The sequence below is a fragment of the Streptomyces sp. NPDC001904 genome (genome assembly GCF_040297005.1).
In the GTDB taxonomy this organism is placed as follows: domain Bacteria; phylum Actinomycetota; class Actinomycetes; order Streptomycetales; family Streptomycetaceae; genus Streptomyces.
The window spans coordinates 126,054-140,787 of sequence record NZ_JBEOYI010000022.1; the positions used below are offsets into that span (position 1 = coordinate 126,054).

7 protein-coding genes and 1 pseudogene are annotated in these 14,734 nt (G+C 65.6%); 4 read left to right on the forward strand and 4 right to left on the reverse strand.

The features are described from left to right. Window positions 1-246: 246 nt before the first annotated feature. From ABT127_RS29365 to ABT127_RS29380, 4 genes are all read right to left on the reverse strand, one after another. Entirely contained in the window at window positions 247-3,294 is a 3,048-nt protein-coding gene (locus ABT127_RS29365; protein ID WP_351456338.1) for a non-ribosomal peptide synthetase, read from the reverse strand. 104 nt (window positions 3,295-3,398) lie between these two features. After that, window positions 3,399-4,073 (reverse strand): helix-turn-helix domain-containing protein, encoded by a 675-nt coding sequence (locus tag ABT127_RS29370; protein ID WP_351456339.1) that lies wholly within the window; start codon window positions 4,071-4,073, stop codon window positions 3,399-3,401. 245 nt (window positions 4,074-4,318) lie between these two features. Continuing rightward, entirely contained in the window at window positions 4,319-5,113 is a 795-nt protein-coding gene (locus tag ABT127_RS29375; protein WP_351456341.1) for a 4'-phosphopantetheinyl transferase family protein, read from the reverse strand. Continuing rightward, window positions 5,035-5,880, reverse strand: a complete 846-nt coding sequence (locus ABT127_RS29380; RefSeq protein ID WP_351456344.1) for a metallophosphoesterase family protein — start codon at window positions 5,878-5,880, stop codon at window positions 5,035-5,037. Before ABT127_RS29380 ends, ABT127_RS29375 begins: the two co-directional genes overlap by 79 nt. A gap of 653 nt (window positions 5,881-6,533) precedes the next feature. Here ABT127_RS29380 and ABT127_RS29385 point away from each other — a divergent pair. From ABT127_RS29385 to ABT127_RS29400, 4 genes and pseudogenes are all read left to right on the forward strand, one after another. After that, the gene (locus tag ABT127_RS29385) at window positions 6,534-8,150 is read left to right on the forward strand and encodes an ABC transporter transmembrane domain-containing protein (protein ID WP_351456346.1); all 1,617 of its coding nucleotides are present in this window, start codon (window positions 6,534-6,536) and stop codon (window positions 8,148-8,150) included. Continuing rightward, window positions 8,147-9,907, forward strand: coding sequence for an ABC transporter ATP-binding protein (locus ABT127_RS29390; protein WP_351456348.1), 1,761 nt, complete (start codon window positions 8,147-8,149; stop codon window positions 9,905-9,907). The genes ABT127_RS29385 and ABT127_RS29390 overlap by 4 nt, the downstream gene beginning before the upstream one ends. Before the next feature lie 149 nt (window positions 9,908-10,056). Further along, a complete protein-coding gene (locus tag ABT127_RS29395; RefSeq protein WP_351456351.1) occupies window positions 10,057-11,199 on the forward strand; it encodes a threonine synthase in 1,143 nt (380 codons plus the stop codon). Window positions 11,200-11,317: 118 nt separating this feature from the next. Continuing rightward, a pseudogene (locus ABT127_RS29400) lies at window positions 11,318-14,647 on the forward strand (amino acid adenylation domain-containing protein); the annotation flags it as partial. Between the last annotated feature and the right edge of the window lie 87 nt (window positions 14,648-14,734).

Here is a 14,734-nt window from a genome sequence, read left to right on the forward strand (position 1 = left end):
AGTCTCGAGGAGATGTGGGGACCCGCGGGGTCTTCCGGAGGCATGAGCCCGTGCTCCGGCGTCGTGAGGTCCGCGCATGACGAAGTGCCCCTGGTCCGAGATCAATATGATCTCGGACCAGGGGCACTTCGTCATCCCGTCCGACGGCCGGACGGTCGTTGTCCGCGGCTTCAGGCCGCCCGTCGGTGCAGGGCTGGACCAACTGCAGGCGCGGAATCGAGCGATCGTGCGCCTGCAACGGGGTGTTCAGGCACGGGTCATGTTCTCAGCATGAGCGATGAAGCCGTCACCGAGTGCGCTCGCGAAAGCGTCGTCCACGCGGTGCGGCAGGTAGCTGACGGCGAGCTCTGCCCCTCCCCCGGCCTGCGGTCGCACTTCGGCGACGAGCTCGGTGGGGAGGCCGAATGACGGGAGTCGAATGAATTCGGTCTGCGCACCGGTCAAGCGCAGATCGGGGGTTGCGTTGTTCTGTAGGGCGAACATGTTCTGGAACAGCGGCGGGCGCAGGTCGCGCGGCGGGTTGGCCAACCGCACTACCTCGCTGAACGAAACGTCCTGGGCCGCGAACGCGCGACGGACGGTGTCCGCGACACAGCGTAGATCCTCGGTGCCGGAGGAGGTCCCGTTCGGGAAACGCATCCGAAGGCAAAGCACGTCGATCAGGCAGGAAACAGCTTTCTCCAGGCGGGCGTCCCCCCGCAACGCCACAGGTGTTCCCACACCGAAGTCGCTCGCTCCGGAGAGCTCGGACAGTGCTCTGCCATAGGCGGTCAGCAGCACCGTGAAGGGAGTCGTTCCGTGCCGGATCGCCTGCTGTTCGACGCGTTGCAGGAGGTCGGCAGGGAGCGGGTAAGTCCTGGAGCGCGGGGTTGACGAGAACTCTTCGGCGACGGGATGCGGAAAGTCCAGTGCGGGAAGATCCAGGAGTTCGGACTTCCAGTAGGCGCGCTGCTTGTCCAGATCTGCGAGATCGCAGTGCGGCAGCTGCGCTTCGGCCGTCTGACGGAGGTCGGGTGCTGGCGCGGCAACGGGCGGATTGCCTGCACGAAGTGCGTCGTACGCGACCGAGAGATCAGCGGCGAGGATCGATTCCGACCATCCGTCAGTGGCTATGTGATGGACGGCTACCGCCACAAAGTGCACCTGGCCCGCCCCCGCCGTCACGACGACGACCCGCCAGATCTCGCCCTGCTCGAGATCGAAGGGCCGCCCGACGGCTTCCCGCAGGATTGTGCGGGCGGCGGTTTCCGTGGCCGCTCGTAGCACGACGATTTTCGGTGCCGGCGTGTCGGCCGGCTCCACGATCGCCTCATCCTCCAATCGGTACCGTGCCCGCAGTGACTCATGGCGGTCATGAACGTGGCTCACTGCTTGGTCCAAGACCTCCGTGTCGACCTCGCCCTCGACTCGCCAGCTCATCGTGCAGTGGTCGGTGAGATCGTCGGGGTCGAACACGTGCCGGATCAGCATGTCGCTCTGCTGTCGGAACAGCGGCAGCGTGTCCCCCTCTTGCCAGGTCGGCAAGGCTGCGCGCTCTGTGTGCGCCTGCCCCAGCCACCGGCTGATTCCCGCCGGGGAAGGGGTTCGGTAGATCTGGGAGAGCGGTAGCAGGCGATACTGCGGCTCTTGAAATGCGACACGCACGCGGCGCTGCAGCGCGATCGCCAGTAGAGAGTGGCCGCCGCAGGCGAAGAAGTCGTCGTCCGGGCCGAAGGTGTCCTGTTCCAGTGTCTCTGCGAAGAGCCGGCAGAGTATCGCCTCCGTACGCGATCGGGGCGTCGCCGACGTCGATGATGGCGACGAAGGCGTTCGGGCCACGTCGGGCAGGGCGGCGCGGTCGAGCTTGCCGTTACCCGTCAGCGGCAGTTTGTCCAGCTCTCCGACAGCTGAGGGGATCATGTAGTGCGGCAACAGCTCCGTCAGGAATTCCCGTAGGAGCGAGATGTCCGGTACCGCGTCGGCCTGGGGCACAAGGTGCGCGACGAGCATCGCGTTGCCGTCGCGCGAATGAGTGACCGATGCGGCGGCCTGTCTGACCGCAGGATGCCGCATGAGGGCAGCCTCCACCTCGCCGAGTTCGATGCGGAACCCGCGGATCTTGACCTGGCTGTCGGCGCGGCCAAGGAAAACGAGCAGACCGTCCGGTCGCAGGCGCGCCAGATCGCCCGATCGGTAACCACGCACCGGTTCGTCGTTGCGATCCTTGAGGGTGACGAAACGCTGCGCGGTCAGGTCGGGCTGTCCCCGGTAGCCGAGACTCACTCCAGGGCCCACCACCACGATCTCGCCCGTCTCACCCGGCGGGACGTGCCGCAGCTCTTCGTCGACAAGGAATATGTCGAGGTCGGGCAGCGGCCTACCGATCACGCTCTCGCCGCTCTCCACATCGGCCCGGCTGACGTGGTGGTACGTGGTATGCACGGTTGTCTCGGTGATGCCGTACATGTTGACGAGCGCCGGCGTGGTGGTTCCGTACTTGTCCGTCCACGGCTCAAGTTCGGTGAAGCGCAGGGCTTCGCCGCCGAACACCACCAGTCGGAGTGGCAGGCGTTCGCGGTGCCGACCGTCCTCTGCGACGACTTGTTGGAAAGCCGAGGGTGTCTGGTTGAGGATCGTCACGCGCTGCTCGTGCAGCAACTGTCGAAAGAGCGCCGGGTCCTTGGCCACCTCGTCGGGTACCACCACGGCGCGTCCACCGTGCAGCAGCGGTCCCCAGATTTCCCAGACGGAGAAGTCGAAGGCGAACGAGTGGAAGACGGTCCAGACGTCTTCCTCAGTGAAGTCGAAGAGGGGCAGGGTCGTGGAGAAAAGTCGCAGCACGTTGTTGTGCGTGACCTCCACTCCCTTGGGACGGCCCGTCGTACCGGACGTGAAGATGACGTAGGCCCGGTCGTCCGGCGTGAGCAGTGCCGGTGCGAGAACAGGCGTGGTGTCCGACCCCTCTCCTGGGGCTTCCACGATTCGGTGCGAAAGCCCTTCCGGAAGCCGGCTCGCCAGATGACGGGATGTCACCACGATCGGAGGGGCGGCGTCCTCGAGGATCATTGCGTTTCGCGTGGTCGGGGCAGTCGGGTCGAGAGGGAGATAGAACGCGCCTGCTTTGAGAACGGCCAGCGCCGCGACCACCATCTCGACGGACCGTTCGAGGAGGATGCCTATCGGACGGCCGCGAGTTTCCGTGCCGCGGGGCAGGGTCGCAGCCAACTCGTCGGACCACTGGTCCAGTTCGGTGTAGGTGAGACTTCGTGTCTCGCACGTGAGCGCGACCCGGTCGGGGAAGCGGGCGACGCTCACGGCAAAGGCTTCCACGAGCGATCGTGGCGTACTCGCAACTCTCTGACGGGGCATTACCTGTCCACTTCCGGTCTCTCTACAACGCCTGCGGATGCTCGATGCCGTCAGCTGACCGATGCGAGGACATCTGCCTTGGCGTACAGGACGCGGCGGCCGTTGGTGCGGCGGCGCCAGCTTTTTTCCGATGCGAGCCGATAGACATTGCTCATCGACGTCTGGCAGAGGTCGGCGACTTGTCGAGGGGTAAGCCAGGGCAGTCCGGTCTGTTGCCTCTGGCTCACCTGCCGGTCGAGCTCCCGCCACTGGTACGAGGTCCACACGTGCTCGGGATCGACGTCGCAGCGGACCTCGCCGGGCAGCAGCTCCGCATTCGCCTGGACTGCCGCGACCAGGGAACCCTGGCAATCACCCGTGACACAACGCCCGACGGAGAACCTTCGCACCCGCGTCGGATCGACGATCCGCCGAATCGCCCTGGCCGTCTCCGCCATCTCCCCAACGGCGTCGACTCCTGCCTCGTGACGACACAGCCAGTCCGCATGCCGGCGCAAGAACGACACGAGGCCCGTGACGGACGGGTTCGACGGCGCGCATCCGTGTTCCGCTTTCACGAACTCGCTCCAGGAGCGCAGCCGTGTCCTGACCAGGTCCCGCGCGTCGACAGCGGCCGTGTTGAGTTTGATGCCGAACGAACGTGAACCGGAGACACGCTCGGCGTCCGGAGGTGCGGTTGCCAGCAAAACCTCACATGTGCGGTACAGGTCCTGGATAGCCGACAAGTCAGTCCTGAACCTCTCGAAGCAACCCGTGCAGACGCTGAGTTGACTGGCTTGCCGAGGTGCAGCCGGGGGCATCTCAGAGTGACAGTTCGGACATGTTTCGCTCTGACAACCATCCATGATAAAACTCCCAGTATTGCTTCCTGGAGATGACGAAAGAGGGCGCATGTCCAGGGGATAATCGAACTGATTGGTGCCGCGCTACGCACCGGGTCACACCTCAAGGCGGGTGGGGGTCCGATGAGTTAGCCGGCGGACTGGCCACGGGCCCTCGTGGATCGGTCTACTGGGCCGGCTCCCGCGGGGCGGGGAACAGTGATCACCGTCAGCAGGAGACCCCGCTGGGAAATCCAGCGTCCCGCCAACGTGTTCACTTCGTCGCCTGCCACCACCGGACCAGCTGTCAGGAGTCGAGCGGTAAACGTACCCGTTCGGGGATCCAGGCGCACGACAGCGTCTTCAAAACCCAACCACCTTCTTGCGAACGGATACCAAGCCTTGTAGATGCTTTCCTTGGCACTGAACAGGAGGCGGTCCCAGTTGATATGGCTGAATCTACCGGCCAGTTCGGCAACCATGTCGCACTCACCGGGGCTCCCCACCATTTCCAGCATGCCGTTCTCAGGGAGCGGCTCATTGGGCTCGGCGTCAACCCCCACGGCCGCAACTTCGTCGGCGCGGGCGATTACCGCCACCTGGTACCCAGCGCAGTGGGCCATGCTGCCGACCAGTCCCGTGGGCCAGATAGGATCGCCCGCCGAGCCGCGAAGCACAGGGGCAGGGGCGAATCCCAATTCAGCCATGGCCAACCGAGCACAATCCCTTACGGCTCCGAACTCATTGCGGCGCCCAGGAACCGCTCGGGCCACGATCGCGCTCTCTTCGGGATACACGAAGCAGCTCGGCGGTGGAGTTCCAAACGACTCCACCGCCGCGATGCCACGAGGCACCAGGTCCCGGATCATGCGCTGCGACCGATCGCTGGGCGATCCCTGAGGACGCGAACCAGCTTGCGCGGAGGTGTGGCGCGGGGCATCCATTCGCGTGGGTAGCCCAACGAGACCTCGTGGTGGGGCACCCCGTCCTTCTCGATGGTTCGGGGGATGTGCAGGTGTCCGTAGACCACTGCGGCGGCCCGGTACCGAGTCGGCCAGTCCTCGGTGGCCCTGGTACCACACCACAGGGCGAACTCGGGATGGCGGAGGATCTCCGTCGGCTCACGTACCAATGGGTAGTGATTTACCAGGACGGTAGCCATGTTTTGTGGAATGGCATTCAAACGCACAGCAGTCTGCTCCAATCGCGCCCGGCACCACGCTTCACGACTGGGGTACGGGTCGGGGTGCAGCAGATACTCATCCGTGCAGATTATTCCGGCACTTTCGGCGGTCGCGAGGGCCATATCTTTGGTGAGTGACGGGTCACGAAATGAATAATCATAGAGAAGAAATACGGGCGCGATAACAACCGGCCCTCCCACCCCCTCCCACGTAACAAATGGGTCTTCTGGGGTGACAATTCCTAGCGACCTGCAGTATTCCACGAGGTATTGATATCGAGCTTCTCCCCGCAGAGTCAGCGGGTCGTCCGGCCTGGTCCACAGTTCATGATTTCCGGGAACCCAGAAGACTTTTGCGAACCGCTTACCAAGCAGTTCGAGGCCCCACAGCACATCCTCGTTGCGATCCCCCAGATCGCCGGCTACAAGCAGCCAGTCTTCATCCGAATAAGGTCGCAGCCCTTCGACGATCTGCCTGTTCTCCTTGAAGTGCAGATGCAGATCGCTAATAGCCAGCAACTCGCCCATGGAAAACCAAACTTTCAGAACGCTTCAGTATTCCCAGAATGCCAATCCGAATGATGCGTTCGAAGGCAGCTATTCGACGAGATCGTTTCAGTCCGTGAGCCCGGCCGTCAACAGACTGTGATCCAGGACACGTCTACCGGTACAGTGCATGCACTTGTATTAGGGAGGGCGACCGGGATGCTCCACGCGCGGGTGCTGACGCTATGCCTACGGCGCACGCGTACCCAGGTCCAGCGGGTACGGGTCGACACCACCCGTACCCTCCAACGCATTGACAAGATCTCGGAGCCCTAAGAATATGGACCCCAGGTTGGCGGATTGCGGCTTCACGTCTTTCGGACGCAGTCGGACTTAACGCACTTCTTCCGTGCGCGAAGCCCCAACAGTCGTATCCTTCAACGAAAAACGCCGCCGCGCCCGCCCGGCGACCTGCGATGCCGCCGGCAGTCGGATCCGTACCTCAACCCCACGCAAGGATGGCCTAGATGAGCCATGGACCAGACCTGCCCACGGGCGCACGCCGGGTCCCCTACGAGTCCCCGGGTATCCCGGACCACCGCAGTCCTCTGCGATTCCTGTGGTGGCTGACGACAAGTCAGCGGCGTCGGGTCATGTCCGGAACCTTTTGGGGCGTCACGTGGATGTGTGCGCTCATGCTGCCGCCGTATCTGTTGTCGAAAACGATCGACGACGGGCTCATAGCTCGCGACACCACGGCACTGATGCTCTGGATCGGAGCCGTGGTCCTCGCAGGGGCAGGCATCGCGACGCTCGGGATCCTGCGTCACCGCACCATGACACGTATTCGGGTCGACGCGGCATATCGGACCGTGCAAGTGGTCACACGACACGTCACCCGACTGGGGTCCGCGCTGCCCAGGCAGGTGTCCGCGGGGGAGCTCGCGCACCTGCAGGCCGGTGACATCAGCAGGATCGCGCAGACACTGACCATCACAGGCCCCGGAGTGGGCGCAGTGGTCGCCTATGTCGCCACCGCCGTTCTTCTGTTTCGTATCTCGGTCGTCATCGCCGTGGTCGTCCTTCTCGGTGTCCCGGCCCTGGCCGTGACGGTCGGCCCGTTGTTGGGGAAGCTTCACGGGGCCGAGGGGCGCTACCGGGAGGACCAGGGGACCCTGACCGCTCTCGCCGGCGACATGGTGTCGGGACTCAGTGTCCTCAACGGGATCGGCGGCAAGCCCATGTTTGCCAAGCGGTACCGGGAACGCTCGCAGGCCCTGGTGCCGATCGGATACCGCGTAGCAGGCATCACCAGTTGGGTCCAGGCACTCACGGCCTGTCTGCCGGTGGTCTTCCTCGCCGTCGTGACCTGGATCAGCGCGCGGATGGCAGCCAGCGGGATCATCACGGTGGGCGAATTGGTCGCGGTGTACGGATACGTTTCCGCACTGCTCGTGCCCGTCTCGTCCTTTATCGAAGGAGCTGACGACCTGCCGCGCGGCCTGGTATCCGCACGGAGGGTGGTCGACATCCTGGCGCAGGCCCCAGCTCCCGAGGAGCATCGGACGCGGATCGAGCCGCCGGATGTGCCGGGCGAGCTGCACGACCCTGCATCGGGTCTGGTGGTTGCCGCAGGCAAGGTGACGGCGCTGGTCAGCGCCCGGCCCGACGAGGCTCGTGCGGTGACGGAGCGGTTGGCCGGCTACACCGATTCCGATGTTCTGTGGGGTGGGAACGCGCTGGCCGGCTGGGAACGTGACGCTCTGCGTCGTCATGTTCTCCTGGCCGACAACGATGCCTACATGTTCGCGGGCCCGCTGCGTAGTGTCCTCTCCGGTCCCACCGATCGCAACGACGACGACATCCGCGAGGCGCTGCACGCAGCCGCCGCGATGGACATCGTGGAGGCACTACCCGATGGGCTCGGCAGCCGCCTGGAGGATCAGGCTCGCAATGTCTCGGGAGGACAGCGTCAGCGGCTCCGGCTGTCCCGAGCGCTGCTCGCCGGTCCGAAGGTACTGCTGCTGGTCGAGCCGACGTCCGCGCTGGACGCTCATACCGAGGCGACCGTGGCGGCCCGGGTGGCGGAGTACCGCGGCGGAGCGACCACCCTCGTCGTCAGCACATCACCCCTCGTGCTCGGCCGCGCCGACGAAGTCGCCTACCTCGTGGACGGGAAGGTTCGAGCAACCGGAACACACGGTGAACTCCTCGCCGGCCAGCCCGGATACGCCGATCTGGTCTTCCGCGGGAGCACCGAAGCCCATGACGTCACCGCCGTGGTGCAGCACGCCGAAGGAGAGTCCCGATGAGCCGGCCCGACGAAACGCCGCGTCTTCCGGTCGCTGATGCCAGGACAGTACGACGGGCCATCATCCAGCTGTTCAAGGACGATCCGCGCGCCGTCTGCGGAATTCTGCTGCTGACCTGCTGCTCCGCCCTTGCCGGTGTGGCCGGGCCCTGGTTGCTCGGCCGTATTGTCACCAAGGTCCAAGCCGGTGACCTGTCCGTGTCCGAGGTCGACGCCCTGGCTGGCGCCGTTCTGGGTTTCGCAGCAGCCCAGTTGGTCCTGACGCGCATGGCCCGCGCGGTCTCCCACCGCTTCGGCGAGCGCACTCTCGCCCGCCTCCGCGAGGAAGTGATCGGTCGCGCTCTCGCGCTGCCGGGGCGCATCGCGGACGAGGTGGGCACCGGCGACCTGGTCACTCGTTCCACCTTGGACGTCTCGACCGTGGCAGCCACGCTCCGCAACGCGGCACCGGATATCTTCATCGCTGGTGTCCAGGTCATTTTCATGTTCGGCGCAGTTTTCGCCCTCGACCCCTTGTTGGGACTCTGCTCCGTGGTGGGGCTGCCGCTGGTCTGGTGGGTGAGCCGCTGGTATCTGGCACGCTCCCGTGACGCCTATCTCGCCGAGGGGGCAGCCGCCGGCGAGGTGTCCGAGATCCTCAACTCCACGGCGCACGGTGCACGTACCGTGGAGGCCTTGGGGCTGCGAGCACGGCAGAATCTCACCCTCGACAAGTCCATCGACACCACGTACCACGCCAACGCGCGCACCCTCTCACTGCGCACGGTGCTGTTCCCGCTCACCGAGTTCGCGCACACGCTGCCCATGGCGCTCATCCTGCTCGTCGGCGGACTCGGTTACCTCGACGGGAAGTTGGCTCTGGGCGCCGTGGTGGCGGGCAGCATGTACATGTGGAAACTGGTCGACCCGCTGAACCAGATGCTCTACTGGGTCGAACAGCTGCAGCGCAGCGGCGCCTCGTTCGCGCGAATCAAGGGCGTCGGCCTGGTGTCCCACCCGGTCGACCCTGACCTCTCGGTTCCCGAGGGTGACCTCATCGAGGTCGACGGAGTCGGGTACTCCTATGTTCCCGAGCACGAGGTCCTTACGGATGTCCGGCTCCAGGTCCGCCCCGGTGAGCGACTGGCAGTGGTGGGGCGATCCGGAGCGGGCAAGTCGACTCTCGGCAAACTGCTGTCCGGCGTGGACTCCCCGGACACCGGCAGCATCCTCGTCGGCGGTGTTCCGGTTGCAGATCTTGCCGCTGCGGGCGAGCTGGGCAACCGCATCGTCCTCATCACCCAGCAGCACCATGTCTTCATGGGCACGCTGCGCGACAACATGACCATGGCAGCTCCCGGAGCCGACGACGAGGCCATCCTCGCGGCACTGCGGCTGATGGAGGCTGACTGGGTGGCCGAACTGGCGGACGGCCTGGACACCCAGCTCGGTTCGGGCGGAGTGGAACTGGAAGCCGCGCAGGCACAGCAGCTCACCCTGGCTCGGGTTCACCTGGCGGATCCCCACACTCTGATCCTGGACGAGGCCACGTCCCTGCTCGACCCGACGACAGCCCGGCAAGCGGAGCGGGCAGTGGCAGCCGTCCGGTCGGACCGCACCGTCATCGCCATCGCCCACCGCCTGCAGACCGCCCATGACGCTGACCGCGTAGCTGTCATGGAGTCCGGCCGCATCGTCGAACTGGGGACCCACGACGAGTTGGTCGGCGCAGGAGGGCCGTACTCCGCACTGTGGCGGTCGTGGAACGGCGAAAGCTGATTCCACGGCACGTCCTACGCCCCCGGGAGCCCTCTTGATCCGCTTCCCCGGGGGCGTTCGCATGTCTGCATCCAGCTGCCCCGGTCCCCCATCCCACTACGACGTGAGAGATCTCAGCCGTGTCCGTTTCCGCCTCGAAGGAGCGCACCTTGCGCGCCAAGTTCACCCTGGTCTGCATGCTCTGTCAGAGCGAGTTCGCACCTGCCCTGACCTATCGATGTCCCGAGTGCGCTGGTGCCCTCGAGCCTCGGTACGACCTGTCGAAGGTGGTTCGTCGTGACCACCCCGACCCCGAGCAGGTCTACTTCGACCTCCTGCCGCTGGTCTCCCGGGACTTTCTCGACAGTGGGGTAACCGTGCGAACCCCGTGCCGTCCCGCGCCACGCCTCGGTGAGGCCATCGGTGTCCCCGGCCTGTGGATCAAGGACGAGTCCCAGCAGCCCACCCGCACCACCAAGGACCGACTGGCATCGCTGGTCACCGCCGTGCTGCGGCAATTCGGAATCAAGGAGTTCGTCGGTTCCAGTACGGGAAACAGCTCAACCGCTCTGGCTCGGGCCGTGCGCATGGATGCCACCATGCGAGCGCGGTTCTTCTGTGGTCGGGATTTCGTCGACAACCACGAGATCCCGCAGAACGACCGGATCACCCTCAGCGTGGTGGACGGCAGTTATGTGGACGCCTCCGTCGAGGCACGCAGATACGCGACGGAAGAGCAAGTCCACTTCGACGCCGGCTTCTTCAACTGGGCGCGCAGGGAAGGCCTGAAGCTCGCCTATCTAGAAGCCTTCGATGCGATGGACCACACTCCGGACGTCGTGGTGCAGGCGATCAGCAGCGGCATGGGCATGCTCGCCGCTCACAAGGGTGCGCAGGAGTACCTCACTCTCGGCAAGCTGTCCCGGATGCCTTCGTTCCTCATGGTGCAGGAGGAGTCCTGCGCTCCCTCGGCGCGCGGCTGGCAAGAGGGCCGCACCGAGCTGGCTGCCGCCCACCGGATCGAGGAGCCGCGAGGTCTGGCCACCGCCATCCTGCTCGGGGACGCGTCGCCGTACTTTCCTTATCTGCACTCCATAGCCACCACGACGGACGGCGCCATCGTCTCCGCAGCACGCCAAGACCTCATCACGGCCCGTCGCCTGCTCAACGATCTCGAAGACGTCGATGTGTGCTACGCGTCGGCCGCCGCCATCGCCGCCGTTCGGGACAGGGCAGCGTCCGGGCAGATCAGTCCGGACCAGAGCGTCCTCGTCAATCTGACCGGCCGCAGCCGGATGATCGACGGCCTCTGACCGGCACCGGGACGGGCCGACCGCTCGCACAGCGGATCGGGAGGCGCTTCTCGACTCCTCCGATACCTGATTCGGTCCGTATGCCGGTTCGACAACGATGGGAAGTGACGTCATGAGCGACACATCGGCTCACGACACAGCGGCAAAGACTCTGCCCGATCTGTTTGCGGCCCAGGTGGCCCGCACCCCCGACGCGATCGCGCTCACCTGCGGCGACATCACCCTGACGTACGCTGAACTGGGCTCCAGGGCCGAGCAGATGGCGCGCCGCCTCGTGGACAAGGGAGCGGGGCCAGAGACCGTTGTCGCTGTGTCGGTCCCCCGTTCTGTGGAGTTGCTGGTCGCCCTCTATGCCGTGCACAAGGCCGGGGCCGCGTACCTGCCCATCGACCCGCAGCTTCCGGCGGAGCGGGTGCGGATGATGATCGAGGACGCACGGCCTTTGCTGACGCTCGGAATCGACGATGTCAGGCGCATGTCCGAGAAGGGCGAGACCACCGACGCGGAGTGCGAACGGCCCTCGCCGCACGCGTCGAACGTCGCGTACGTCATCTACACCTCGGGGTCGACTGGCCGGCCCAAGGGGGTGGCCGTGTCGCACGAGGCCATCGTCAACCGTCTGCGCTGGATGCAGGCGGAGTATCCGCTGAGTCATGACGATCGAGTCCTGCAGAAGACGCCCGCCGGTTTCGACGTGTCCGTGTGGGAGTTCTTCTGGCCGCTGAGCGTCGGTGCGTGCCTCGTGCTGGCCGAGCCGGACGCGCACCGCGACCCTGCCTGCATTGCCGAGACAATCCGGTCACAGCGCATCACGACTGTGCACTTTGTGCCGTCCATGCTGCGGCTTTTCCTTGAGGAGCCCGCTGCGGCACAGTGCGGGTCGCTGCGTCGGGTGTTCGCGAGCGGCGAGGCGCTCTCGGGCGAACTGCGGTCACGCTTCTTTCGTGTCCTGGACACCGAGCTGCACAATCTCTACGGACCCACCGAAGCCGCGGTGGATGTGTCCTCTTGGCAGTGTCGCCCCGGCGACCCGGCCGGTCCGGTCCCCATCGGCGCGCCGGTCTGGAACACTCAACTGCACGTCTTGGACTCCGAGTTGCGCCCGGTCGCGCCCGGCACTACGGGCGAGCTGTACATCGCGGGCATCCAGCTCGCGCGGGGCTACGTCGATCGGCCGGGCCTGACAGCGGAGCGCTTCGTCCCCGATCCGTACGGCCCCGATGGCAGCCGGATGTACCGCACCGGCGATCTGGCCCGATGGGACTCGGACGGGGTCCTGCACTACTCCGGCCGCAATGACCACCAGGTCAAGGTGGGCGGCGTGCGCATCGAACTCGGTGAGGTGGAAGCCGTGTTGGCACGGCACCCCGCGGTCGCCGACGCGGTGGTGACGGCGGGACGCGACGAGTCCGGTGAGACACGTCTGACGGGCTATCTCGTTCCCGATTCCGTCGAGGCCGGTGCGCTGCGCACCCTGTGCCGACTCGAAGCGGACGGACTCGTCGACCGCGAGGACCTGCATACGCTGCCCAACGGGATGGCCGTCGTCGGTCCCAATCGGGCTGAAACCGACTTCCTGTACCGCGAGATCTTCGAGCAGGACGAGTACCTGCGGCACGGGGTCGTGTTGCCCGAGAGCGGGGCCTGCGTCTTCGACGTGGGCGCCCACATGGGGCTGTTCTCCCTCTCGGTCGCCCGCTCCTGCCCTGGCAGCGTGATCTATTCATTCGAGCCGATACCTCAGCTGTTCCGCATGCTCGAACTCAACACCAGGCTGCACGGCGTCGATGCCAGGTTGTTCGGGTGCGGGCTCGCTGACGCACCGGGCTCGGCCTCGTTCACGTATTATCCTCAGCTGTCCATCATGTCCGGTCGATTCGGCGACATCGACGAAGAGCGCGATGTGTTGGAGGCATTCGTCCGTAACGAGCAGGCGAATCAAGAGGCGTTGTCACAGGCCGGTTCAGCGGATCTCGACAGTCTGCTCGCCCATCGGCTGCGACACATCGACGTGCCCTGCGAACTGCGCACCCTGTCAGAGGTCATCGATGAGACCGGCGTGGAGCGCATCGACCTCCTCAAGATCGACGCGGAGAAGAGCGAACGCGACGTGCTGCTCGGCCTCCGCTCCGAGCATTGGAGCTTGGTTCGTCAACTGGTGATCGAGGCGCACAACACTCCGGGCCGGCTCAACTGGATTCGGGATCTGTTGGACGAGCAGGGGTACCGAGTCACCATCGACGGTCTCGAGATGCTCTCGGAGACGGGTCTGGTCACCATCTACGCCGTCCGCGACGAGCCGCCGGCCCCTGGGCACCGGCCGACCGAGTCCACTCACCGCACACCAGGGTGGTCGGCTCCTGATCTGTACGTTGAGGACGTCCGCCGGGGTGCCGAACTGCTCCTTCCCGCCCCGATGGTCCCGGACCACTTTGTGATCGTCGACGCGCTCCCGCTGACGGCCAACGGCAAGCTCGATCGCGCGGCGCTGCCTGCGCCCCGCTTCCGGTCTGCTGGAGCACCGGTCGCTCCCCGCGACGCCACCGAGGAACTGCTGTGTTCGTTGTTCGCCGACGTACTCGGCCTACCGGCACTGGGCATACACGACGACTTCTTCCGACTGGGCGGCAACTCGTTCGACGCGATCCGTCTGATGGCGCGGATCCGCCGGACACTGGGCAGCTCATTGACCGTCCGAAGTCTGTTCGAGGCGCCGACTGTGGCCGCCTTCGCCAAAGTCCTGGCACACGGGAGCGACGCAGACCCTCTCTCCGGGCTGTTGCCACTGCGCGCCGAGGGCAGTCAGGCTCCGCTGTTCTGTCTCTATCCGGCTGCCGGAGTCGGTTGGGTCTACTCCGGGCTGCTTCGATTCACCAACGATGAGCGACCGGTGTATGCGCTCCAGGACCCCGCGCTGACGGGAGCCGCACCAGCCTCCGACATGGAGGAGTTGGTCGGGGGCTGCATCCGTCAGATCCGGGCCGTCCAGCCGACGGGTCCGTACCACCTGCTCGGTTGGTCATTCGGCGGTCTCCTGGCACAGGCGATCGCCACTCGGCTTCAGGAGGACGGTGAGACAGTGGCCCTGCTGGCGCTGCTCGATGCGTACCCTCTGCACGATGTTGATGAACCCGCCCTGAACTCGGCCTCCGGCCTTGGCGAGCTCCTCGAATCGCTGGGCGACGCTCCTGAGGAGGGCGCCGGCGACGGCGTCCTCGCGGGCCTGGAGGAGGAGCAGGTTGAGGCCATGGCGCGAGCGTTTCGAGCGAATGTGAGTCTGGCTCATACCTTCTGCCCTGCGGTCTTCGACGGCGACGTTCAACTCTGGGCTGCTATGCAGGGGCGCCGCGAGGGGACAGCAGGGGCGTCCGGCTGGGCGTCGTACGTCACGGGAGAGATCCGAACGATTCCGGTTGCCTGCACGCACGGGGAGATGATGAGTCGGTGACCAACTCTTCCGTTTCGCCTGGCGCGACGACAATGATGCCTGCGAAGGTCAGATCACGGTTCGCCGCACGCATCTCCTCGACGAACC